Source organism: Vibrio sp. 10N.261.54.E10 (genome assembly GCF_002877735.2).
Taxonomy (GTDB): Bacteria; Pseudomonadota; Gammaproteobacteria; order Enterobacterales; family Vibrionaceae; genus Vibrio; species Vibrio crassostreae_C.
This window is the reverse complement of the sequence record NZ_MCXE02000002.1, coordinates 748,147-771,987: the sequence shown is the minus strand read 5'-3', so window position 1 is coordinate 771,987 and position 23,841 is coordinate 748,147. Positions and strand designations below refer to the sequence as shown.

General features: G+C 41.0%; 25 protein-coding genes and 3 pseudogenes. 20 read left to right on the top strand and 8 right to left on the bottom strand.

Annotated features, from left to right (window positions below; genetic code table 11):
* Positions 1-37 precede the first annotated feature (37 nt).
* The 4 genes and pseudogenes from BCU07_RS14630 to BCU07_RS14615 form a co-directional block, all read left to right on the top strand.
* Positions 38-379 (top strand): annotated as a pseudogene (locus tag BCU07_RS14630) (hypothetical protein); the annotation flags it as partial.
* A pseudogene (locus tag BCU07_RS14625) lies at positions 369-437 on the top strand (sel1 repeat family protein); the annotation flags it as partial. The pseudogenes BCU07_RS14630 and BCU07_RS14625, both read left to right, overlap by 11 nt.
* A gap of 108 nt (positions 438-545) precedes the next feature.
* Complete coding sequence (locus BCU07_RS14620; RefSeq protein ID WP_102428888.1) at positions 546-2,291, top strand: arylsulfatase; 1,746 nt, start codon at positions 546-548, stop codon at positions 2,289-2,291.
* 118 nt (positions 2,292-2,409) lie between these two features.
* Positions 2,410-3,657, top strand: coding sequence for an anaerobic sulfatase maturase (locus BCU07_RS14615; RefSeq protein WP_102428889.1), 1,248 nt, complete (start codon positions 2,410-2,412; stop codon positions 3,655-3,657).
* A 115-nt stretch (positions 3,658-3,772) separates the two neighbouring features.
* Here BCU07_RS14615 and BCU07_RS14610 read toward each other — a convergent pair whose 3' ends face one another.
* Positions 3,773-4,363: a TetR/AcrR family transcriptional regulator gene (locus BCU07_RS14610; RefSeq protein ID WP_102428890.1), complete on the bottom strand. Its 591-nt coding sequence runs from the start codon at positions 4,361-4,363 to the stop codon at positions 3,773-3,775.
* A gap of 319 nt (positions 4,364-4,682) precedes the next feature.
* On the opposite strand from BCU07_RS14610, the gene BCU07_RS14605 reads away from it, so the two are divergent.
* On the top strand, positions 4,683-5,339 hold the full coding sequence (locus BCU07_RS14605; protein WP_102428891.1) for a Qnr family pentapeptide repeat protein: 657 nt from the start codon (positions 4,683-4,685) through the stop codon (positions 5,337-5,339).
* Between the two features lie 162 nt (positions 5,340-5,501).
* On the opposite strand, the gene BCU07_RS14600 is transcribed toward BCU07_RS14605, so the two are convergent.
* Positions 5,502-5,717 carry a hypothetical protein gene (locus BCU07_RS14600; protein ID WP_029235681.1) on the bottom strand — a complete coding sequence of 72 codons (216 nt, stop codon included), beginning with the start codon at positions 5,715-5,717 and terminating at the stop codon, positions 5,502-5,504.
* A 448-nt stretch (positions 5,718-6,165) separates the two neighbouring features.
* Here BCU07_RS14600 and BCU07_RS14595 point away from each other — a divergent pair, with 448 nt between their 5' ends.
* The 5 genes from BCU07_RS14595 (at position 6,166) to BCU07_RS14575 (ending at position 10,630) form a co-directional block, all read left to right on the top strand.
* Complete coding sequence (locus tag BCU07_RS14595) at positions 6,166-6,426, top strand: DUF5062 family protein (protein WP_102428892.1); 261 nt, start codon at positions 6,166-6,168, stop codon at positions 6,424-6,426.
* Positions 6,427-6,892: 466 nt separating this feature from the next.
* Complete coding sequence (ectA, locus tag BCU07_RS14590) at positions 6,893-7,426, top strand: diaminobutyrate acetyltransferase (protein WP_010431975.1); 534 nt, start codon at positions 6,893-6,895, stop codon at positions 7,424-7,426.
* Positions 7,427-7,461: 35 nt separating this feature from the next.
* A complete protein-coding gene (gene ectB / locus BCU07_RS14585; protein ID WP_102428893.1) occupies positions 7,462-8,727 on the top strand; it encodes a diaminobutyrate--2-oxoglutarate transaminase in 1,266 nt (421 codons plus the stop codon).
* 13 nt (positions 8,728-8,740) lie between these two features.
* A complete protein-coding gene (locus tag BCU07_RS14580) occupies positions 8,741-9,127 on the top strand; it encodes an ectoine synthase (RefSeq protein ID WP_010431969.1) in 387 nt (128 codons plus the stop codon).
* Between the two features lie 78 nt (positions 9,128-9,205).
* On the top strand, positions 9,206-10,630 hold the full coding sequence (locus tag BCU07_RS14575; protein WP_017065849.1) for an aspartate kinase: 1,425 nt from the start codon (positions 9,206-9,208) through the stop codon (positions 10,628-10,630).
* 123 nt (positions 10,631-10,753) lie between these two features.
* On the opposite strand, the gene BCU07_RS14570 is transcribed toward BCU07_RS14575, so the two are convergent.
* Positions 10,754-12,094 (bottom strand): sigma-54 interaction domain-containing protein, encoded by a 1,341-nt coding sequence (locus BCU07_RS14570; RefSeq protein WP_010431963.1) that lies wholly within the window; start codon positions 12,092-12,094, stop codon positions 10,754-10,756.
* Positions 12,095-12,429: 335 nt separating this feature from the next.
* Here BCU07_RS14570 and BCU07_RS14565 point away from each other — a divergent pair, with 335 nt between their 5' ends.
* From BCU07_RS14565 to BCU07_RS14540, 6 genes are all read left to right on the top strand, one after another.
* Positions 12,430-12,975, top strand: a complete 546-nt coding sequence (locus BCU07_RS14565; RefSeq protein ID WP_017065851.1) for a BON domain-containing protein — start codon at positions 12,430-12,432, stop codon at positions 12,973-12,975.
* 42 nt (positions 12,976-13,017) lie between these two features.
* A complete protein-coding gene (locus BCU07_RS14560; protein ID WP_010431958.1) occupies positions 13,018-13,188 on the top strand; it encodes a DUF1328 domain-containing protein in 171 nt (56 codons plus the stop codon).
* A gap of 8 nt (positions 13,189-13,196) precedes the next feature.
* Positions 13,197-13,394: a hypothetical protein gene (locus BCU07_RS14555; protein WP_010431955.1), complete on the top strand. Its 198-nt coding sequence runs from the start codon at positions 13,197-13,199 to the stop codon at positions 13,392-13,394.
* Positions 13,395-13,464: 70 nt separating this feature from the next.
* Entirely contained in the window at positions 13,465-13,893 is a 429-nt protein-coding gene (locus tag BCU07_RS14550) for a hemerythrin domain-containing protein (protein WP_010431952.1), read from the top strand.
* 150 nt (positions 13,894-14,043) lie between these two features.
* Positions 14,044-15,657 (top strand): diacylglycerol kinase family protein, encoded by a 1,614-nt coding sequence (locus BCU07_RS14545; protein WP_102428894.1) that lies wholly within the window; start codon positions 14,044-14,046, stop codon positions 15,655-15,657.
* Positions 15,658-15,698: 41 nt separating this feature from the next.
* The gene (locus tag BCU07_RS14540) at positions 15,699-16,616 is read left to right on the top strand and encodes a mechanosensitive ion channel family protein (protein ID WP_017065202.1); all 918 of its coding nucleotides are present in this window, start codon (positions 15,699-15,701) and stop codon (positions 16,614-16,616) included.
* Positions 16,617-16,804: 188 nt separating this feature from the next.
* On the opposite strand, the gene BCU07_RS14535 is transcribed toward BCU07_RS14540, so the two are convergent.
* Both BCU07_RS14535 and BCU07_RS14530 read right to left on the bottom strand, forming a co-directional pair.
* Positions 16,805-17,215 carry a hypothetical protein gene (locus BCU07_RS14535; protein WP_010431943.1) on the bottom strand — a complete coding sequence of 137 codons (411 nt, stop codon included), beginning with the start codon at positions 17,213-17,215 and terminating at the stop codon, positions 16,805-16,807.
* Positions 17,216-17,322: 107 nt separating this feature from the next.
* Positions 17,323-17,751, bottom strand: coding sequence for a DUF2383 domain-containing protein (locus tag BCU07_RS14530; protein WP_010431941.1), 429 nt, complete (start codon positions 17,749-17,751; stop codon positions 17,323-17,325).
* A gap of 305 nt (positions 17,752-18,056) precedes the next feature.
* Here BCU07_RS14530 and BCU07_RS14525 point away from each other — a divergent pair, with 305 nt between their 5' ends.
* The 4 genes from BCU07_RS14525 to BCU07_RS14510 all read left to right on the top strand — a co-directional run bounded on the left by BCU07_RS14525 (position 18,057) and on the right by BCU07_RS14510 (position 20,183).
* Entirely contained in the window at positions 18,057-18,305 is a 249-nt protein-coding gene (locus BCU07_RS14525; RefSeq protein WP_010431939.1) for a hypothetical protein, read from the top strand.
* A gap of 35 nt (positions 18,306-18,340) precedes the next feature.
* A complete protein-coding gene (locus BCU07_RS14520) occupies positions 18,341-18,829 on the top strand; it encodes a hypothetical protein (RefSeq protein ID WP_065583857.1) in 489 nt (162 codons plus the stop codon).
* Positions 18,816-19,028 (top strand): hypothetical protein, encoded by a 213-nt coding sequence (locus tag BCU07_RS14515; protein ID WP_102333542.1) that lies wholly within the window; start codon positions 18,816-18,818, stop codon positions 19,026-19,028. The genes BCU07_RS14520 and BCU07_RS14515 overlap by 14 nt, the downstream gene beginning before the upstream one ends.
* A gap of 99 nt (positions 19,029-19,127) precedes the next feature.
* On the top strand, positions 19,128-20,183 hold the full coding sequence (locus BCU07_RS14510; RefSeq protein WP_102428895.1) for an AI-2E family transporter: 1,056 nt from the start codon (positions 19,128-19,130) through the stop codon (positions 20,181-20,183).
* 419 nt (positions 20,184-20,602) lie between these two features.
* On the opposite strand, the gene BCU07_RS14505 is transcribed toward BCU07_RS14510, so the two are convergent.
* From BCU07_RS14505 to BCU07_RS14495, 3 genes and pseudogenes are all read right to left on the bottom strand, one after another.
* Positions 20,603-21,232: a bifunctional 4-hydroxy-2-oxoglutarate aldolase/2-dehydro-3-deoxy-phosphogluconate aldolase gene (locus tag BCU07_RS14505; protein WP_017065855.1), complete on the bottom strand. Its 630-nt coding sequence runs from the start codon at positions 21,230-21,232 to the stop codon at positions 20,603-20,605.
* 17 nt (positions 21,233-21,249) lie between these two features.
* Positions 21,250-22,125, bottom strand: a pseudogene (locus tag BCU07_RS14500) (sugar kinase).
* A 113-nt stretch (positions 22,126-22,238) separates the two neighbouring features.
* On the bottom strand, positions 22,239-23,672 hold the full coding sequence (locus BCU07_RS14495) for a PTS transporter subunit EIIC (protein ID WP_102428896.1): 1,434 nt from the start codon (positions 23,670-23,672) through the stop codon (positions 22,239-22,241).
* Positions 23,673-23,841: the final 169 nt, after the last annotated feature.

The window sequence follows — 23,841 nt, the reverse complement described above, 5'->3', positions numbered from 1 at the left end:
AGTTATTTTCACGAAATTATTTTAAGAGGTTACTTTTATGTTGGAACGTTTTTTTGAACGTACGATCAAATCGTATTTGATGATTACAGGTTTCTTAACGGCGACGGCTTTTTCCACTTTCCTAGCGCCTGATTGGAGTATGCAGACGCTGTTCTCGTACAACGATACCATGATGGAAAACAAAGAGTATTTGCTCGGTACTTATCAACACTGGGGTGTGGTGGTTGGCTGTATTGGTGTGTTGTTGATGTTCTCGGCGAAGTACAAATCGCTGCGTACCTCAACCATGATTTACAGCGCATTTGAGAAGTCGATGTTTGTTGGCATCTTCTTATACAACGTGTGTATCAACGATTATGAGTGGTTCTATGGCAGCAGCTCAAGAGTATGACCCTGCGCTCGACTTATTACATTGGATGTCTCAAGCCGCGCACTAATTCAAATCCTAACTCAGGTTAATCACAGAAAGGTTAACCTCAGAAAAAGTTACTCGCAGAAAAGTTAATTACTGAAACAAGTTAATCACAGAAATTGGAGAACGTCTTATGCAGACATTCAAGAAATCTTTAGTCTTCACTGCAATGGCTGCGGCAAGCAGTGCTGCTCTTGCGGCTGAATCAGAAAAACCGAATATTGTTGTCATTGTCGGCGATGATGTGGGCTTTGCCGATACTCAGCCTTATGGCTCAGAAGCCAATACACCAAACCTAATGGCGCTGGCTGAAGAGGGGGTTAAGTTTACTAACTTTCACGCGTCACCAACCTCATCGGTAACGCGCTCTATGATGTTAACCGGAGCAAACAGTCACGAGGTTGGGCTAGGCACCTTCGACTATGCCGTCTATCCGGGCGCGATTGGTAAGCCGGGTTATGAAGGTTACCTCACCAAGAAAGGGGTTACGGTCGCCACGTTGCTTGAAGAGAGCGGCTATAACACTTACCTCTCTGGTAAATGGCATTTGGGGCACGAGGATGGCTTCTTACCTGACGATCGAGGTTTTGAAGAGAGTTACGGTATATTAGCGGGCGGCTCTAATCACTTTAATCGAGATATGATGTTCCCGGCCAAAAACGCTGCGACAGCGGATGCGTTGCAAAAAGGCGATATTCCCGGTGTTGAAGTTGAGCCAACTTACCGCAACGGTGAAGTGGTTGAGGATAAGTACAAAGGCGAGTACTCAGACCAAGTTTACACCAACGAGATCATCAAGATGATCGACAGCAAAAAAGACGACGGTAAGCCTTTCTTCGCTTACGTCCCATTCACCGGTATTCACCTGCCACTGCAAGCGCCTGAGTCTGCCTATCAAGATAAAGTCGATTACTACGTTGAACATGGTTGGGACTCGGTTCGAGAAGATCGTTTCCAACGCATGAAAGAGATGGGTGTGATTCCAAAAGACGCCGATATTTCAGATCGTAACGCATTAAGCCGACCTTGGGACTCGCTCTCTGAGAAAGAACAAAAGTGGTACGGAAAGAAAATGGCTGTCGCGATGGGCATGATGGAAATGCAGGACCAACAAGTCGGTCAGATAGTCGATTACCTGAAAGAAATCGGGGAATACGATAATACTTACATCATGTACCTAGCGGATAACGGCCCAGAAGCGGCGGATATTACCGGTGAAAATATCAGTGATTTGATCCGAACGTGGACTGCTCATCATTTTGATAATTCGACTAAAAACTTGGGCAAGGCGAACTCCAGTGTGTCACTTGGACCTGAGTGGGCAAGCGCTTCAACCGGTGGCTTATCTTGGTACAAAGCTTACACAGCAGAGGGCGGTATCCGTGTGCCATTTATCGTTAAGCCAGCCAAAGCGCTTTTAGACGGTGAAGATGCGTTGCAACCGGGAACTCAGACAGACGACTTATCCCAAGTGAAGGACATTGCAGCCACGATTCTTGAGATTGCAGAGGTCGATCATCCAGGAACCGAATATCAAGGTCGAGAAGTGGCGCCGATGAGTGGTGTGAGTTTGTTGCCTTACTTCAAAGGGGAAACGGCAGACGTGCACAGTGCCAACAATGCGATTCCATTTGAATTGTTTGGTAGCGGAATTCTGCTTAAAGGTGATCATAAGATCATCCGAATTTCTACGGGAATGGGTGGCGACAGTGAGTGGCACTTATACAACACCAAGAAAGATCCAGCTGAGCAACATGACTTGAGAAATGAAATGCCAGATCTGTTCCTTGAAATGGTCGCTGAATATCAAGAATACGAAAAAACGCAAAATATCGTCCCGGTTGACGAAGTGTGGAACCCGTTTGAAAACGTGAAATAGAGGAAAAAATCACTCGGCCAACCTAATGCCATCAAGCTTGGTTGGCCGATGTACACCGTGTAAAGGAATTACGAATTGTTTTAGCTAATACAATAACTTTTACATCGAGGCACTCTTCATGACGACATTATCGCTATCAAATTTGAGTTCAGTTCCGCAGTTCAATGGCAAAGCACACAGCAAACTTCAGGCGTTAGCAAAACCGATTGGTGCGGTGTGTAATATCAGTTGCACCTACTGTTATTACTTAGAAAAACAGCAGCTGCTTGAATACCCAAAAGGCTCTCAATATACGATGGATGAAGTTCTGCTCGAGCGTTATATCAAGCAGTACATAGAAGGGCAGAATACGCCTGAAATCATCTTTTCTTGGCACGGTGGAGAGCCTACCTTGTTGGGGATTGAGTACTTTCAAAAAGTCGTCGAGCTGCAGAAAAAATATTGTCCTAACCACAGTAAGATCAGCAACGACCTTCAAACCAACGGCACGTTACTGAATGATGCGTGGTGTGAGTTCTTCAAAAAGAATGACTTTATCATTGGTGTAAGCATTGACGGCCCAGAGCACTTACACAATCACTACCGAACCAACCGTGCAGGCAAAGGCACTTTTTCTCAAACAATGCGTGGTATTCACTACTTGAAGCAGCATAACGTCGAATTCGCGACCCTAAGCTGCGTGAATGATGTGACAGGAAAGTATCCATTAGAGGTCTATCGCTTTCTGCGTGATGAAGTGGGCTCGAAGCAATTGCATTTTATACCTGTGGTCGATAAGCGCGAAGCTCACACCAACAATAAATGGTTGAGCAACCAACAAGCGATCATTCCCGTATCAGGTGAGGTTGAGGCTTGGAGTGTCGATTCTGCACAATGGGGAGAGTTCCTCACTACCGTTTTTGACGAGTGGATTGAGCACGATTTTGGTCGGGTATTAGTGCCGTACTTTGAAAATTTTGTCGGAGTGTGGATGGGCAGAGAAAGCACCATGTGTACCTTGAGTGAGATCTGCGGAAAAGGGTTAGCGGTTGAGCCCAATGGCGATGTGTATTCATGTGACCATTATGTCTTTCCTGAATTTCAGCTGGGTAATATTCAGGAACAAGCACTTTCAACTTTAGCCTTCTCGCCAAAGCAGCAGCGTTTTGGGTTCGCCAAACAGAAGTCTCTGCCGGAACAATGCCAAGCCTGTGAGTTTAAATTTGCATGCCATGGCGAGTGCCCTAAAAACCGCATCATCAAAAGCCGAGATGGTGAGGCTGGGTTAAATTATCTCTGTGAAGGATGGCTGAGCTTCTTCAAGCATATCGACCCTGTTATTAAGGGCTTACTCAAAGCCAATAATATTCCGTCTCGTCTGGGGTAACGGAGTAGGCGTGAATGAATTCAATCTAGATTTAAAGTTAGATAAAAGGCTCGCTAAATTGTGCGAGCCTTTTGGTATTTGGTATTTGGTATTTGGTATTTGGTAACGGGTATATCTAGTCAGCCGATTTTTGGGCTGGGCTCATGGCGAGAAGAGTCTCTTCCATGGCATTGTTTAGAATCGAACGGTTACGCTGCATGGCGGCCATGAGCGTTGAGCCTAGCCATAGGCCATAAAGCATTCGAGACAGCGATTCGGGCTCTGCGATCGTGAAGTCACCGGTCTCATTGCCTTCTTCAAATAGCTTCGCCATACGCAGGATGATCTTTTCTGCGCCTACTGCCATGGTCGATTGCAACGGGTTTTCAGAACCAGCTACTTCTCCCGCCAGTTTTACGACAAGACATTGGATATTGAAGTCTTCAGTCAGTTTCGATGCACACCAAAACTCGAAATAGGCTTTAACGCGATCACGGCGAGAAAGCGACTCATCACTTAAAAAGTCGTCCAGCTTAGCGAGATGCTCATCAAAGTAGTTAGTAAGCAGGATCTCACCAAAGTGTTCTTTGGATTTAAAGTAGTGGTAAAAAGAACCCTTCGTGCCTTCCGCTTGGTTGATGATTTTCATCAGGCCAACACCAGCAAACCCGTGTTCATTAATAAGGCTAAACCCTGCATCGAGCATAGCTTGTCGCATGTCTTTCATTGTTCTTACTCTTTATGCTGAGAATGAGGAATAGTGTAACCAGCAACATACCAACCGTCCAGTCTAGCGCGTTAGGACACGGTCAATAATTGACTCGTTTCGTCAAATTGATTTTTCTCTTGCTTACACTTCTAAGCGATAAAACTTTTTTCAAGATAAGCACATCCTATAAATCGAAAATAACAACCTTAAAGGGCTTGTTTGGTGCCTTAAAATGGCTAAATCAGGGTGTTTTAAGTTACTGTTTTTGTTGGTTTTTAATTTGGTGTTTTCTTGAGATCGCAATGGTAGTCTTAGCTTAATTTCTTTAGGGGGCTAAATGGACACCAATAACAGCACTTATCATCAGCACAGTTTTGCTCAGCAAGATTTATCAGAGCTTACATTTACAGCCTGCACGTTTATCCGTTGTGATTTCAGACGTTCGAACTTACGTGATGCAACGTTTATTAACTGTAAGTTTATCGAACAAGGCGATATTGAGGGATGCCACTTCGATGTTGCCGACTTACGAGATGCAAGCTTCCAGAATTGCCAGTTGGCGATGGCGAATTTTAGTAATGCGAATTGCTATGGGATTGAGCTACGTGAATGCGACCTGAAAGGGGCGAACTTTACTCGCGCTAACTTTGCCAATCAGGTAAGCAATAGAATGTACTTTTGCTCTGCGTATATTACGGGCTGTAATCTGTCATACGCCAATTTTGAACAAGCTTGTTTAGAGAAGTGTGAGCTGTTTGAGAACCGTTGGATAGGCACTTACCTTGGCGGCGCGTCACTGAAAGAGTCTGATCTCAGCCGAGGTGTGTTCTCGGAAGATGTATGGGGGCAATTTAGTATGCAAGGGGCGAATTTATGCCATGCTGAATTAGAAGGGTTAGATCCTCGCAAAGTAGATACAACAGGAATCAAAATTGTCGCGTGGCAACAAGAACAACTGCTTGAAAGCATGGGTATTGTGGTGATGCCTGATTGATAGCTGTAATTTCTAACTACAGGCTATTTGGAATATGTAAGAATTCGCTATAGAAGAAAAGCCCAAAGCTAATAACTTTGGGCTTTTCCGTATTTGGTAACCAGCATTTTATAATGAATTTTTAAAAAGAGAATGCTTGGTGATAGAGAACTGATTGGTTGATTAATGCATGCCTGAGCGCATTTTGTCGGCGAGCGCAAAGAAGACAAAAACGACGAAACAGACTAGAGCAGCACACAGTGAAGTTAAGATGGTTGTGGCGTCTTTTGAAATCAATGGAATGGTGATAGAAGCTAGCGCTATCAACATAACAAGGATATGAACAATTCGACCCGGAATTGGATTTTTATGACAGAATGAAGCCCAGAGGTAACGCATTTTCAACACCAGTATAAAATTAGTGGTTTTATTCTATTTTCTTAGTGAGTATTTTGTAAATAACAATTGGTTACAATTGGTTGTAAATATGATCTAAGTCGAATTAGTATTAAACCACTTAAATAACAGCAGGTTATTGATCTTTTATTGAATTTTAACTTTCAAAATGAACATCATAATATTCCGTATTCTTTGGAATGCTAAGTCAAATATTATTCAAATTTTTGTTTTTTGACTTAAGATCTCATTTATTGAGTGTTCTGTTAAGAGACCGTTTGCGTATTGATTTCCGCCCTGTACATGTCAATTAGGCAGGTATCTATTTAGGGGCTGAAATTCGTTTAATGTCATTTATCAAAGAGAGTGTTCGAATTGAGAGCGCGGTAATCTTGTCTTAGATTCAGTTTGGTATACTCAAGGTTCAATCTACGAAGATGATGGAGATGATATGTCGAAAACCGCGAAGATCATGAATGAAGATAAACTAGTGAAAAAAGCAGTTGAGGTCGGTTTTAAAATGGCTAAATTGCAAGGTTTTGATTTGCCACATTCATCTCAACCAATAAAGGTCAAAGCGGTGTACTTGTTTCTTGTTGAAGTAAATCAGATCACGCCGTTACCAGAAAGTAAGCTTGATGGGGCAAACATTAAAAAGCGTCTGGCGCTATGGATACATAAAGCATTGCCTGATAATGATCCCTTGAAGTAAACCTTTTCCAAGCTGATATTTCTGGACTCGTTTCCTCTGAGTTCATTATTCATCGATATGTTAGATAAGAAACCTAGCGAGCTCTCGCTAGGTTTTTTTGTTTTTGAGGCCGATATTTTAATAGTGGATAGCGAGTCACTGCCATTCGAAGCGTTGTTATCTACTCGATAGAATGTTCAACACTGAGAGTGTTGGTGATTTATGCCGCTTGATTGGCAATCTGAGCACATAATTTACTAATGACTCTAACCTTCTTTTGACGCTTATTCGGTTAAAGACATTGTCTTAAGATCTCCACCGATCAAATACATTAGAACTCAAAGTATTATTTAATTCATGCTGACCGCTATTAAATGTGATACAGATCACTAATTTTTGTTTTTTAAAGTTAAGGTGTTGATCTTAGTAGGGGGTAAATGCTCATAATAAAAAGGAATTTAATTAGAGTTCAAAGGAATTTCTCGGTATGATTACATCAGCGCCTTGGGTGTTGTGTCCAGAAGTGATAGAAAAAACGAGTGAAGAATGGAGTTTTCGCGAGCCCAAAGCTTCAGATGGCAACGACATTTATCGACTGATTTCAGAATGTCCGCCACTAGACACCAACTCGTCATATTGCAATTTTTTGCAATCCACTCACTTTAGTAAAACTTGTATTTTGGTTGAGAACAAAGGTGAGCTTGCGGGCTTTATCTCGAGTTATCAAAAACCGAGTGAGCCTAATGTTCTCTTTATTTGGCAAGTTGCAGTTGCCCCTCGATTTAGAGGTCACTCTTTAGCTTACAAGATGTTGAACAGCTTACTTCGTCGAGAGTGGCTGAAGAGTATAGAAGCTATTGAAACAACCATTACTAAGTCAAATCAAGCGTCTTGGGCACTCTTTAAAAAGCTAGACGCAAAAAATAGTAGCACTGGAAAAGTGACCACTTTCTTAGATGAAAATGTTCATTTTAAAGGGCTGCACGATACTGAGTATTTGTATCGAATACCCCTTAAATAATCATTAACTTATAGGAATCAAATAACGGCCTTATCATGGATATTTTTAAAGAGCAGGAATCTAACGTACGTTCATACTCGAATAGTTTTCCAGTCACTTTTGCTAAATCAAAAGGCTGCTGGCTTGAAACAAAACAAGGTGATCGTTACCTCGATTTTCTTGCTGGAGCAGGATCTCTCAATTACGGTCATAACAATCCAATACTTAAGCAAGCTTTACTTGAGTATATTGAAATGGATGGAATTACACATGGCTTGGATATGCATTCAGAAGCCAAAGCTGAATTCCTAGAAGCTCTTAGTCGCTTTATTTTGGAACCTCGAGCATTAGATTACAAAGTTCAATTTACCGGCCCGACAGGAACAAATGCGGTTGAGGCAGCGATTAAGTTGGCGAAAAAAGTAAAAAGTCGAAGCAGTATTGTTGCATTTACCAATGGTTTTCATGGTTGTACGGCGGGTGCATTGGCTGCTACAGGCAACCAACACCACAGGCAAGGTGCGGGCTCAAATCTCAACAACGTTACGCGTTTGCCATTTGAAGGTTACGCTGGAATCGATGGTTTAAAATTATTTGAAACGATGTTAACCGATAATTCCGCTGGTATGGATAAACCTGCTGCCGTTTTATTGGAAACGGTTCAGGGTGAAGGTGGGTTAAATGTCGCTTCAAATGAGTGGCTACAGAAGTTAAGCAAAATCTGTAAAGCCCACGATATCCTACTTATTGTGGATGATATTCAAGCCGGTTGTGGTCGAACAGGAACGTTTTTTAGCTTTGAACCTTCAGGTATAAAACCAGATATCGTTACGCTATCTAAGTCGATAAGTGGTTATGGCTTACCGATGGCTGTGGTTTTATTAAAACCTGAACTAGACAAGTGGGAGCCGGGAGAACACAACGGCACCTTCCGTGGTAACAACCATGCGTTCATTACTGCTGCGAAAGCGTTAGAAATGTATTGGTCAAATGATGATTTTGAAAATCATATTCAACGTAGCTCAAGCATGGTCGATGATGTCATTCAACGCAATCTCAAGCGTTTCCCTGAGCTATTTGTTCAACGCAAGGGACGCGGAATGATGATTGGCATTGAATGTAAAGATGGGAACACAGCTGATGAGATTGCAAAAGTGTGTTTTGACAAGGGCATGGTAATTGAGACCGCAGGTCCAAACGATGAAATCTTGAAGTTCTTTTGTCCATTAACCATTTCAGAATCGGAATTGATGCAAGGTTTAACTATGTTCGAAGACTCAGTTGAAGTGGTAGCAACCAAGCATTTCAAGAAAGCATCGTAATAGGGAGAGTAAAATGATTGTTAGAACACTTGATGAATGTCGTAATAGTGAAAGACGTATTGTATCGGATAACTGGGAAAGTACTCGCATGTTATTGAAAGATGACAATATGGGATTTTCTTTTCATATCACAACAATTTACGAAGCGACAGAAACACATATCCATTACCAAAACCACTTGGAGTCTGTGTTTTGTATGAGTGGTGAAGGAGAGATTGAAGTCGTTGGTGGTAAAACTTACCCAATCAAACCCGGTACGCTGTACATCCTAGATAAGAATGACGAGCATTATTTACGCGCATATAAAAACAAAGAAATGACAATGGCTTGTGTGTTTAACCCACCAATTACTGGCGCTGAAGTACACGATGAAAACGGCGTTTATCCACTCGTTGATTAACCCATATCTTCAGGGGTGATATCTCACCCCGCTCCCTATTATTTCGTCTTTAATCTCTTCAAGAACAAAAGGTCTTTTATGACATTTACCGTAGAAAAAATCGGCGGTACATCAATGACAGCATTTGATGCTGTGCTCGACAATATTATTCTCCGCCCTCAAAATCCGTATAACCGAATCTTTGTTGTGTCCGCATACAGCGGTATGACGGATGCATTGTTGGAATGTAAAAAAACAGGTAAGCCTGGTATCTATCAATTGATAGCGATGCGTGACGATTCGTGGAAGGATGCTCTATCTTATATTGAACGCCGCATGCTATTGACCAATGAGCATATTTTTGCGGATCCAATGAATCGTATGAGAGCTGATAAGTTCATCCGGTCTCGTATTTCAGAAGCTAAAAACTGTATCACTAACATTCTTGAAACGTGTCAATACGGACAGTTTTCACTGAGACATTATTTACCACAGATTAGAGAGTTTCTTTCTTCAATTGGAGAGTCTCATAGTGCATACAACACGGCTCTTAAATTAAAAAACATTGGTATAAACTCGACCTTTGTTGACCTTTCTGGTTGGGACAACAAAACCCCTCAAAGTTTGGACGATACCATTAGAGAGGCTTTCTCTGACATTGATGTTACTGAGGAGCTTCCCATAGTAACTGGTTATGCATATTGCAAAGAAGGTTTGATGCATACTTATGATCGTGGTTACAGTGAGATGACGTTTAGTCGTATCGCTACTATTACTGAGGCATCATTGGCGATCATCCATAAGGAGTATCATTTTAGTTCGGCTGACCCAAAAGTCGTTGGTGTAGGTTCAGTTAAACCGATTGGGGCAACCAATTATGATGTTGCCGATCAACTGGCTAACCTTGGTATGGAAGCTATTCACTCTAATGCGGCTGCTGGGTTACGAGAAAGTGGCATAGAACTGCAAATCAAAAACACTTTCGAGCCAGAACATGAGGGAACACTGATTTCTTCTGATTACCGACCAGACACTAATCACATTGAGATCATTGCCGGAAAACAGAAGGTATATGCGTTACATGTTTTTGACCAGGGAATGGTCGGTAAGGCGGACAATGTTAGTTATGAGTTAATGGAGATTATCGCAGATGCTAGAGTGAACCTTATTGGTAAAGAGATGAACGCCAATTCTATTACCTATTATCTAGGTGGTAGCACCGAGAGTTTAAACAAGGTGTCTTATAAGGCTGAGAAACGTTACCCTCAGGCATCTATTTCAGGTCGAATGGTCGCTATAATCTCAGCGATCGGTTCTCAAATTGATACCAATAAAACGCTCGCTAATGGTGTATTGGCTTTGATGAACCATAGTGTTACGCCTATTGCATTACATTCGTCTATGAGAAACGTAAATGTGCAATTTGTTGTGAGTGATGACAAGTATCAACAAGCGATTTGCGCGTTGCATGAAGAATTCTTTGACCAAGATAAAAGAACCGAGACATCGGTGAATGCAGCATAAAATTTAACAGTGGAGGGCTCACCCTCCACTGTTAAATTTTCATGGAAAAGCAAAACATCAACTGCAAATTAACGATCGCCTGTATCTATTTTGATCACACAGCAACATCAGATATGAGTATTACTACTCTTGATACTTATCGAGCTTGTTATAAAGCGTTTTGATGCTGATTCCCAAGTCTTGTGCTGTTTCCTTTTTGTTGCCTTCATTTTCTTCGAGCGTATTGATAATCGCCGCTTTCTCAATCTTCTCAAGAGAAACACCCGCCGGAACCATATCCTCAACGGTAGTCCCTGTTTCTAAAGGAGGAGTATCAAAAATTAGGTGTTCATCTTTAATCGTCTCATCTGCCAATATAAAAGCTCTTTCAATACAGTGTTTTAATTCCCTGACATTCCCTGGCCATGCATGGGCTGATATTTTTTGAAGCGCTGATGTGAAAATGGTCTTCGCAGTGGTTTCATTTGCGTTGCGATGAGCAATAAAATGTTTTGCTAAGCCGACGATGTCGTCGCCTCTTTCACGCAATGGAGGGACATGTATGGGGAAGTGAGCCAACCTGAAATAGAGATCCTCTCTCAAAAACTGTTCTTCAATAGCGACTTGTGGATCTCGGTTTGTCGCTGCAATGACTCGAGTATTAGCGATACTCGTTGCATTACTGCCTACAGGGCGATATTCACCTGTTTCTAAAACTCGTAGTAATTTGACCTGGTGTTCAAGTGGCATTTCGGTGATTTCGTCGAGAAACAATGTGCCACCTTCTGCTTGCCTAAACACCCCTTGGTGTGTGCGATTCGCCCCTGTAAAAGCGCCTTTTTCATGACCAAATAATTCACTATCAACTAACTCAGGGCTGATAGCACCGCAGTTGATCGCAATAAAAGGTTGGTTTTTACGATCACTGGCAAGGTGAATCGTTTGTGCGACTAATTCTTTACCTGCCCCACTTTCGCCGACAATCAAAACATTGGTGTCAGTCTTCGCGACTCTTCTTAAAGTTCGATACAGCTTATGCATAGGCTTAGAAGAACCGACTAACATACCGAACTGGTCTAAATCGCTGGTGGACACTTTACGCCCTTCTTCCTGCTTCTGGAGGAAGTATTGACTGAAGTCTGCAAGGGTATCTTCCAATATTTGCATGTCGACGGGCTTTCTATAATGGAAGATTGCGCCATGGTTCATCATCATGTCTAAATTTTTGTTTGGCGTACCTGTACTGATAATAATCAAGTCCATTTCGTCCAACCCTGTTGCACTCGATAAGGACTTAAAATCATCGTTAGTAAATCGAGAGACTTCAACAATAGCAGTATCTGGTTGCAGTTGTTGTAGCTTGTCAATCCAATGAACATCCATAGTACTTTGAATTATTTCAAAGCTTGATAATTCATCTAGAGAGTTTATTTTAGACCGCAATAATTCATCTTTTAACTCTATAAAAAGTGTCGGTAATGACATGATTTAACTCTCTTTTTGTACGACAGAAAACGACCTTGATAATAACATAATGTCCTTCAAATACGAATCTATCATTTACTATACGCCACCTTTTAAATGTAGTTACAATATTACTGATAGTAGAAGTGGCTAATTAACAGTATTGATATTAATTATTCTAGGATCTCCATTGATGATAATTTTTACAAAATACTCGTGTAATTAATACACCTCCGATTATTTTACCAATGGTAAATTTTCAAAATTAAAGTGTAAATCCTTTATTTTCAGTCAGTTAAAAAGTTGGCATGCTGGTTGCAATTGTACAAGTGTCAGTTAACTAGAGGAGATAATTAATGAGAAATACTGCAAGTAAAATATTATTAGCTACTTTGATTGCAACTTCTTCATCAACTGTTTTTGCTAATAGCATGTGGGAAAAAGAAACTTTCGATGCGTGGATTGATGGAAAAGCAGAAACGACTTTATTACTGAATACTAATTTAAACTCATTTGACATCAACACCTACGTTAAAAATCGAGTGGTTACTTTAACTGGCTCGGTTAAAAATGAAACAGAGAAAGATTTGGCAGAAGAGTTAGTGCTAAGCCTAGATGACGTTAAGTCTGTAAAAAACGAACTTACAGTGATTGATGAAGACAAAGAAAAAACACCCGCAGCCGTACAAGCTTTGACTGATGCTCACATAAAGACACTGGTAATCACTCGTTTATTAATGAATACCAATGTTAGTGGTAGCGATATTCAAGTTGAAACCGAAAACAGTGTGGTTATCTTGAAAGGTTCAGTTTCATCAAGCAGTGAACACGACTTAGCTTTATCTATAGCAAATAATACCCCGAATGTAGAGAGAGTGGTGGATAAATTAAATATTATTTAACCTCTCTACAATTGGTAATTTATTAAAAATTGGGGAATAACGATGATTCGCTGGTCGCTAATATTTTTTATTGTCGCAATTATTGCCGCCCTATTGGGATTTAGTGGTATCGCTGGGGCTGCTGCGACAGTAGCAAAGATCATATTTTATATATTTGCAATATCACTACTGGTTTCAGTGGTAATTATGTTGCTGAATAAAAACAAACATTAGGAGTTTATATGAACATCAAATCGAACGCTTACCGTTTTTTAACTATTGTGGGTATTACATTTGCACTTGCGGCATGTAGTGATGAAGGTCCGATGGAACAAGCCGGGGAAAATGTAGATGAGGCTGTAGAGGATACTCAAAACGCAATAGAAGATAGCTGTGAAAATATTAAAGAGCATTTAGATGCGAAAGATGAAGATTGCTAGAACTGTCATCTAGAGTGCAATGAGATGCCAAAATCCTCATAAAAATAAACCAATGAAGTAGGAATTAGACATGAAAAATATATTTGATGTGCTCAAAGACAGTCATGAAAAGCAACGACTTTTGATGGATGCGTTACTCCAAACTTCGGGAGACACACAAGCTAGGCAAGAACTCTATGTTAACCTTAAGGATGAGTTAACCAAGCATGCGATTGCAGAAGAGCGCCATTTTTATGCACCTTTGATCGAGAGTGATCAATCCATTGACATGACTAGACATGGAATCGCTGAACATCATGGAATCGACAAAATACTCGCTCAACTCGATGATACAGAGATGTCTTCACCAGCTTGGCTTGTTTTAATGAAAACATTAAAAGATAAGGTTGAACATCATTTAGAAGAAGAAGAGCAGCGTTTTTTTCAAACCGCAGGTCGAGTCTTAGATACTGAACAAAAAGAAACATTAGCTCGTAAATATGAAAAAGAGGTTGCTTGAATCACGAAGTAATCAAATTCTTTAAATAAGTATAAAACTGCTTTGTTATCAAGCTAAGGGCTCATTCTTGAGCCCTTCTTTTATTTAATTTAGAGATAGATAAATTTACGGATAAATATATTTAAATTCACGGATAAATTAAGGCGTAACATGTTTATTATTAAATATTATATGCTTCTTGCTATAGCTTGTTTTTTTGCTGCTGCTCTTATACCACAGCTAATAATCCGTGGTGTTTTTGCCTGGTGTAGTTTGTCGATGTTCATCGTTAGTGTTGCCTACATCTTCGATATGCCGTCAATATTTAGGAAGACTAGCGATGGGAAAATAGTGTGGTGGATTAGATGGATCTTCATTCCATTCTTCTTAGGTGTTCGACTGTACAATGCATGGGCAATTAAAAGAGATAAAGTTGAACCAATACAGAAGGTTGGAAAAGGTTTATATGTATCTCGTCGTTTGTTCCCTTCAGATTTATCGTTCTTAGAATCTCAAAACATCCATTGTATTGTAGATGTTACAGCTGAGTTTTCTGGTTTAGAAAGTGCAATGACCGGTGATCAATTTCGCTATTTAAACACCCCGGTTCTTGATCATAAAGTCCCTAAAACGCATAAGCTTAAACATGCTATAAATTGGATCGATACCCAAATCAATCAATCTAGATCGGTTGTTGTGCATTGTGCTCTCGGTCGAGGACGTTCTGTCTTTGTCGTAGCTGCCTACCTTTTAGCAAAAAATCCGTCACTTACTGTAGAGCAGGTCTTGAAAAGTATTAACGACGTGCGAAGTACAGCCCAATTGAACCATCTACAACTAAAAACACTTCAAGCAATCAGTGATAAAGGTTTGCTCACTCTTGGCCATAAAGCTTGCCTTATTGCCAACCCTGTTGCAGGTGGTGGTAAATGGTTGGCGAATGAACAACAGGTTATTCGTGAACTTACGAGAAAGTACAGTTTAGATATTTTTCTTACTAGCCAAGAAGTATCAGCAGAAATATTAGCTAAGCAGGCCAAAGACCGGAATACTGCGCATATTATCGTTGCAGGTGGCGATGGGACGGTTAGTGAAGTCGCAAGGCAAGTTAGGAAGACTGATACACAACTCGGGATTATACCTTTGGGTACCGCGAACGCTCTATGTCATATGCTTTATGGATTGACCTCGAAAATATCGCCTGTTGAAAAAGCGTGTGAGGCTATTTTATCTGGCAACTCAAAAAGAATCGATCTGGCGTTCTGTAATCAACAACCAATATTACTGCTTCTTGGTATTGGGTTTGAAGAACAGATGATCGATTACGCACATCGAGAACAAAAAAATGAAAAAGGGCAATTCGCGTATTTGACTGGGTTCTTCAATGCAGTAATCACCGACGATAATCAACACTTTCAAATTTCAATCGATGACCAACCATCACAAAGTATGAAATTACAAAGTTTGGTCGTGGCGAACTCTTCCCCTTTTAGTACTGTGCTTGCTCAAGGGGGACAGCCTCCTAGGCCGGATGATGGGAAGCTGCATATTACCTATTTGGAAAACACAAATTCACTTAGTAAACGAGCTATCGCTCTATCTGATCTGTTGTTATCGAGTCTCGGAGCGAAAGAACAAGCTAGTTACTTTACTTATGCTTCGGCACAGCTCGTTAAAATTGATTCTGACCGACCTATTTCATACGTGATTGATGGAGAGACGTATTCGGCTGATTCGCTGGAGATAAGTATTGATAAGCAAGCCTTAACGGTTTGTATTCCATGAATGTATTGAACAATCCGCATATTGAATAAGAAGGAGACACCATGGACATGAATCTCTCTTTTAACTTAGAGAAGTTTCAGCATCTGATAGAGGGTAAGTTAGAGCATTGGTTAGTTGAAGCAATTAAACTTATCCCTAACCTGATTGTTGCTTTTGTTACGTTTCTTATTTTTATCTTTGTTGCCAACATAAGCGGTAAGTTGTTTAAAAGATTGAGCAATAGAGTTGTCGACTCTCAAGAAGTCATTAACTTACTGGCTTCTATTGTTAAGGTTACCATTGTTACTATTGGATTTTTTGTCGCGTTAGATTTTGTTGGGCTCCAAGGTACGGTTACATCGTTGCTTGCCGGTGCCGGTATTCTAGGTTTAGCTATCGGTTTTGCTTTTCAAGATATGACTGAGAACCTCATTTCAGGTATTACAATGAGTATTCGTAAACCTTTTAAAATTGGCGATGTTGTTGGTTCCAACGATGTCATGGGTACCATAGTCAAAATAAACTTACGAAATACACTGGTTGAAACGTTCTCTGGTCAACACGTCATGATTCCCAATAAGATGGTTTTCCGAAATATTTTGACGAACTACAGTCGAAAAGGACGAAGAAGGGTCGAGATCCCTGTGGGGATTTCCTACGCAGACTGTCCCAAAAGAGCCGCTGAGGTGATAACCAAAGCGATAAACCAAAAGTCTTATGTTAGTCGGAAAGAAGATACGACGGTTTACGCTTCAAGCTTTTCTGATAGTAGCGTTAACTTATTGGTTTGGTTTTGGATTGAGTACCCAGGAGGTTTTGGTTATATGGACGCAAAGCACGACGGTATTATAGCGGTTAAAGAGTCATTATCAGAGGCTGGAATGACAATACCGTTTCCGATTAGAACACTTGATTTTGATCCCAAAGGCGGTAAAAGTCTGTCTAGAATGATGACTGGGGCTGTCGATGACGCTTCCTAGAATAACATAGCGGTCCCTCTCGTAAAAAAGCGTCAAGGCAATATGCCTCGACGCTTTTTATTTTGAGTGATGTCAGAATTAGATCAGAATTAAACCTAGATTATTCCCACTGTTTAATGATTGTGTTGTAGGCTTTGATTCTCTTCTCAAGTTAATTAATCGTATCTATTTTAGATGGGTTATATCTGTTACAAATGCTTTGCTATCTCATCATTTTCAACTTGCAACGCCGCAACCCAATAGGAGAAAAAAGCAGACATATGTTGATTGTTAAACTTTCTAATAGTGTTTTTGAGGTAAGAAATTAGGCTTAAATTACTCTGGTACATATCGTTATAACTAACAATTAACGCAGGGGGCTGACTCAATATGTCATTGTCATTAACTTCATTGTTAATGCAGAACTTGGTGTTTACTTCGTTTATTAATGAACGTTCAACTTTTATAAATCGATTTGCAGCTCTTGCAATGTTCCCATGTGCTTTCTGTTCAATTAGGTCAACACATGAGAAGTAGTGATCTTTCAATGTACATAGTATTTTTTCTATGCCTTTATAGTGAATTACCTCAAGGGGATCATTGTCCTTTTTAAACAACATATCATTACTCCTTTTTATCTCAGTAGTATTTATAATTTCAGTTGATTTATAATAATTAAAATAAGCCTTTTCTTTGATTCTGATTTCCAACCATCATTCGCTAATAACTAATTCTGACGCATGTTGTGTATTTGGTCTCGACATGATTCCATTTCATTTTTTACCACTTTTAATCTTCTTCTCCCTTCTAAATCAGGGTTAGTTTCTAGCAGTGATTCAATGTCGGAAATGATCTTTGTCTCGACACCTTCTAGGTGCTTTAAATAGAGCTCTTGATTGTTTTTACCTTTTGTATCTTCCGCTTCAATACAGCGCTCTCTGGCATTTATCGTATAACTAGCGGGTATCTGTTCTTGATGTATTTTTGAGTAGTAAGTTAAAGATTGTAACTTTAACTCTGCACATTTCTTTACCGTGTAGATATCAAAAAGATTTTTTGCCATCTTTTCACTTCTTATGTTGGATATCGCTTTTTCGTAAATAATATTTCCACTTTTTATCAGGTTAACAATAGATAATATACTTTGGTTTCTCATGAATCCTCATTTGGTTCTAAGCTGTATTTGGTTTATAGCATTTTTTATGCCAATTAATAACCCTATATTCAGCTTGTTTCGTCTAAGGTTTTACTTTGTTTTTGTAAAAAATACATTAATAGATGTTTTCTAGTGAAATTATTACATTGATTAATGCCATTTATTAATGATATGGGAGCTTATCTTCAATTATTCTGGTACTTGTGAAAGTTGGCACGATGCTAGCATTGATTATTAAAGTAGCTAGAGATTAATAGTATTAATATTATTCTCTGGCTTATGATAATCAAATAAGGAGAAAACTTATGCCAAAGTCAAACGCTAAAAATTCAGAAGCCAAACAACAAATTGAAGAAACTTATGAAAAAGCTGAAGAGGCCGCAGTAGAAGTTATCGAAAATGTGAAAGAGGCGGTCCATGAAACTCTCGAGGCCAGCTCTGAAAGTGTGAAGAACACGTCTGAGAAAGCGGAAAACATCATTAAAGAGCGTCCATTATTGAGTGTTGGCTGTGCGTTTCTCGCTGGTTGGGCTGTCTCGAAGTTAATCAAATAGCCATATATCAACATCGCAATTGAGAGAGCACCGTTATGCAGGTAAATAGTCAAAATGACCCAGTAAACTCTGCCAATGATAAATCGAGCGATCGTAAGGTGGATGATCTTAAACGTTCTGCTTCTGAGTTAAATGGATTGTGGAAAGACTTAGCTATATTACAGACACATACCCAGCAATGGTCTCAATCGACCTTAGAGCTTTTCTTATTGGAGTTTCGCAATAGTGTTGATGCATTTAAAAAGCGTCTTGTGTTTCAGCTCCTCTTTGTTGCGTTGTTACCGCTGTTTCTTTTTAGTATCGCCGTCGGTGCTGGAGTAGTGATCTACTACTTCACTTTGAATCTGTTAGCGGGTTACGGCGCGTTTATATTCACACTCGGTTTGATTCTAATATGCTTGGTACTTCGTTCTAGTTACTTAAAGCAATTTATAGGTTTTGAATGTACGAAAGAGCAATTGAAGGAGGGGTTACATGTCAGCACTCAAAAATCGACAAAGACAGATTCAAATGAAAAGACTTGAGGGGAGAAGTAGAGCTCGTCAAGTTGAACTTTGTATGGGACTTATTCGTCACAAAGGAAAAGAGTTTGTTCACAAGTACCCCTTGTATGCTCTTGGCATCACAGGCCTTGGTGTTGTAATTTTGAATCGAACTCATCGTTTTAAATCGTCTGTTTTTGGTTATAAACAGCTATCGCTAATACTTAATTTACTTAAGTAACCATCATTTTGATTCAAGTTAGTGTTGGCTGACGGTATCGAGTGCCTGATTCAAATTGACGAAGCCTCAAAAACAAAACCTTCTACTCATAGGAATAAAATGACATCAAAAAAATACAGTATTCTTAGACAACGAAGTGTGTTGCAAACTAGTTTTATGCTCCTTGCTGTTCTCATGATGTCTATTTTTACATTACATATCGCCAAGCCATTTTTGTTGCCAATCATCTTTGGTGCTTTTATTTCTTTGCTATGTAGCCCTCTAGTTAACTACCTTACTCGCTTCGGTATCCCTCGAGTCATTAACGTAATGGCTGTACTTATTGGTTTTATTGGCTTTGTTGTGATTAGTTTGAATATGTTGAGTGAGCCCGCTCAGCAATGGTGGTCAAAATTACCAATGTTGGTTGAGAATGTATCTAATGAAGTGAGTGAGGTTACTCAAAACAGTCGCTTAACTGACGCCACCGGGTTCTCCATGAGTAGTACTGTTACCAATGATGGGCTTACCAATAACACGGCTTTTTCCATTATAGAATCAGTGCTTACGACAACACCAACCATTGTTACTCAGTTGTTGGTTGCGTTTCTTATGGCGTATTTCATGATGAGTTACGGTCGAAAAATTTATTCTCAAAGCTTATCTCTTTTTGAATGCTTTTCAGATAAGCGTAGGGCTGTTGAATTGGTTAAAGTTGTTCAAAAGGATTTGTCTCGTTACATAGGCGCCATCACCATCATTAATGTTTGCTTAGGACTCACTGTTGGCTTTGCTTTTTATATGATGGGATTGCAAGACCCTTTCCTTTGGGGCGCTTTTGCAGGCTTAATGAATTTTATCCCCTATCTTGGCCCGATGGTTTCAGTTACGTGCTTTGCTTTAGTCTCTTTTATACAGTTTGAGTCGTTTAGCTACGCATTGACGGTCGCTGCGATCTTCCTGGCGATTAATTTGATAGAAAGCCAATTGGTTACTCCTACATTACTGGGGAAAAGGTTTAGTCTCAATCCGCTGATTTTATTTGTATGGCTTGTATTTTGGGGTTGGCTATGGGGCTCTATGGGAATGCTAGTAGGGGTCCCATTACTTGTCTGTGTGAATGTATTTTTTGAACAGTTAAGACATCCAAGGTTGAATGCTCATAAAGGTCAGTAGAGCAGAAGTAAGCCTTGATAACCACTCAGCGTCACTTCTTTCTGTGAGTGTTAGTTCTGTTGCTTTATGACTCCTTTTTGGACAGCTGGCTGAGGTTAAACTCTGTGTGAGATCAAACTAGTATCGCTATAGGCTTCAAAAGCAATAGTTGCTGGTTCTATTTCACTTAGAAAGGTTAAGAGTCGGTTGCGACGAAGCGCCTCCACCTCACAACGGTTATGTGCGATAGCATAGAAGCAATGTTTACCTAGGTCGATACCTAAAGTATGGATAGAAGATATTTGGTTCACCTCACTCTGAGAGCCGACTCTAAGCTTAAGGGCTTGAGAGTGAGGCGGATCATATAATTAAGCCTCACCAAAGTGCTGTGGCTTTATTGTTAGAAATTAAACAGGCTCTGTTTACCTGAATGACATAGACTAGTGATTCACCTGCTCAACAATCTCGCGTGTTAGGCGTGCGATCTCGTCCCACTCCCCGTTTATAACCAGCTTCTTGTCCACCATCCATGTACCACCGCAAGCTAATACTTGAGGCACTGCTAAGTAGTTATCGATGTTTGATGGCGTGATACCGCCTGTAGGCATGAGTCGAATATCGCCGTATGGGCCAACGAGCGATTTAACCATGCTGATCCCACCAGATGCTTCTGCTGGGAAGAACTTCAAGGTTGTTAAGCCCATCTCTAATGCCGCTTCAACGGTGCTTGGATTGTTCACACCTGGAATGATATCGATGCCGATCTCTTGGCATGCTTTAACTGTGTTCGGATTAAAGCCCGGTGAAACCACAAATGTTGCGCCCGCTTCTTTTGCTGCGAGTGCTTGCTCACGGTTCAAGATGGTGCCCGCGCCGATCAGCATGTCAGGCTGAGCTTCTCGAAGCAGTCGGATAGCTTCAACAGCGGCGTCTGAACGGAACGTAATTTCAGCGGCGGGAAGCCCATTCTCAGCCAATACTTTGCCTAGAGGGATAATATCCTCTGCGTTATCAATGGCGATAACAGGGATAACTTTAAGTGCTTTTAGCTGTTCGTTAATTGTAGACATGGGTTTACTTCTTAATATCAGTTTGAAAGAGTGTCGGTGATGGGTTTTGGGATGATTGCGCCGTGATGTTGAATGACCAGTCTCGCCAGTGCATTGCCTTTGCGGCAGGCTTGCTGAACAGAGCCGCCAGATAGATAGCAAGACAAGAATCCGCCATTGAATGAATCGCCTGCTGAAGTGCTATCAACCACGGTTTCTACTGGCGTGGTTTCAATTAGGCTTGGTGTTTGGGCTGGAGTTTCACTGACCAAACAGCCTTCAGCACCGAGTTTTACAATGATGGTCTGCACGCCAAGCCTGTGTAGTCGGTCGATGGTGTCTTGAGGTGTTTGATCGCCCCATAGTTTTGGTCGGTAGTTACTATCAAAGGCGATGGTAACGCCACGTTCACGCAGGCCTTCAATGATAGTGAGCAACTTTAGCTGATCGCTGTGTGGCAGTATCGCGAGGGAAATGCCACTCAGAAACACCATATCAACATCGTGAAGTTAGTTGGCTATCTTATCGAAATCGGGGTGCTGTACCATGTAGCGAGCCGCCGAATCGTTGCGCCAGTATAGGAAGGTGCGCTCACCAACATCGTCGAGTTGAATGAGATAGAGCCCGGGTGAACGCTGCTCGTCAATAAGCACGAATTCGGTTGATAGTCCTTCATCTTGCCATCGGTTAAGCATCTCTTGGCTGATAGCGTCAGAGCCAAGCGCCGAGACATAGCTAGTTCGCATCGCTGGATTCGCAGTGTTATTGCAGTTCATGGGGTTGCTAACCGCAGCGCTGCGGTTCAAGTAGATTGCCGCGTTTAATGTGTCTCCACCATAGCTTTGATGCATGTCGCCAAATGGAGCCCCATTCAGTTCAATCATGCACTCACCGATGATTGCGATGTGGGTCATAATATAGCCTTAGAAAGGAAAGGTTGGGTTTGTTCGTATTGAGGAAAGCATGACCATAATGAGATATGGTCATGCTTTTTCGATTCTAATCTTACGGGAGTGAGACTAGCCGATTACTTGTTGTCTAGTTTTACGAACAACATCGTTAGGACGAAAGACAGTGCAAATACACACACCACGCCCATCAGTGCTTGAATGAAGTTTTGCGTACCGCCTGCAAGGTAAGCTGGCAAGCTGAATACAGAAGAAAGAATGTAGCTTGTTAAGTGCGTATCGATTGTTACCGAGATAGCACCGAACACGCCTGCAGCCAAGCTCGCGGTCATCATCGCTTTGGTGTATTTCGTGAGTACACCAAATAGAGCCGGTTCCGTGATGCCTAAGATAGCGGTAACACTTGAGCCCATCGTAATTGAAGATTGCTCTTTAGAAACCGTTTTACGTTGCTTGTGCCAGATAGCCATTGTCGCGCCAGCAATTGCCATGTTACCCAAACACATGATTGGCATAAGTAGATCCTTACCATACAGTGCAAAGTTGTTCAGGCTGATTGGCGTCATGCTGTGGTGGATACCAAATACGATGGTGATCGGGCGAGTTAGACCAAACACAAAGCCTGTTAACGTCGGAGAGATTTCCAGTAGTGAGCTCATCACCCAACCTGCGCCATTACTTAGCCAGATACCAGCAGGGCCAACAAATGATAGCGTGATGGTCGAAGTTACCGTAAAGGCAAGCAGTGGTGTAAATACAGGCTTCGCAGAAGAAGGAACTAGGCGGTCAACTAACGGAGTCACTTTAGACAATAACCAGATTGCTAGAATCGCGGGAACAATCGCGCCGCCGTAGTTGAGCAGCTCAATAGGAACCACGCCAAGAACGGTCAGCTCCGGAGCAGCGCCTGCGTCTTTTAGCATTGTTGCTTTATCAACAAGCAGAGGCGCTAGCATTGTTGAAGAGACAGCAAGCGCAATGTATTCGTTTACTTTGAATACCTTAGCAGCAGAGAAAGAAACCAGCATAGGTAAGAAGAAGAACACAGCAACAGAGATCGAGCGGAAGAAATAAACTGTGTCTGAGGTTTCAGAGATAACATTGGTTGCAATAAGACCAGACAACAGGCCCATCAACATACCCGCGCCAGCGATTGCGGGTACAACCGGACCAAAGATGCCTGCGACAATACGCATCACGCCTTGGAACAGCTTGCCTTTCTCTAGTTCATCAGCCGGATTAGCGTCAGCTTGTTGAGTGTTTGATAGCGCGTTGAACCACTTCTCGACCTCAACACCGATGATGACTTGAGTTTGGCCTTGTTGAAGTACCACACCTTTCACATCTGCGATCTGCTTGATTGCTTCTTCGTCTACCAGCGACTCGTCTGCTAATTTGAATCTCAGCCTTGTCATACAGTGCGTGATACTCACGATATTGTCTTCACCACCAAGTGCAGTGATTAATAACTGTATATTTTCTTTGAAATTTTTATTTTTCGATGATGACTTCGAGTTATTAATAACGGCATCACTCTTTTCTACCATTTGCATACTACACCTGTTATTGGAATATATTTAACTCGAGCAATCATAACGACAATCAATTTAAATCCAACGCAGTAGAAAGAGATCTCAATCACACTTAAAATTCGAAAAATTATTTTTCCACCGTTTTTAGCCAATTGGTATGTTTTGTTTATCAAAAAAATACTCTTAACGT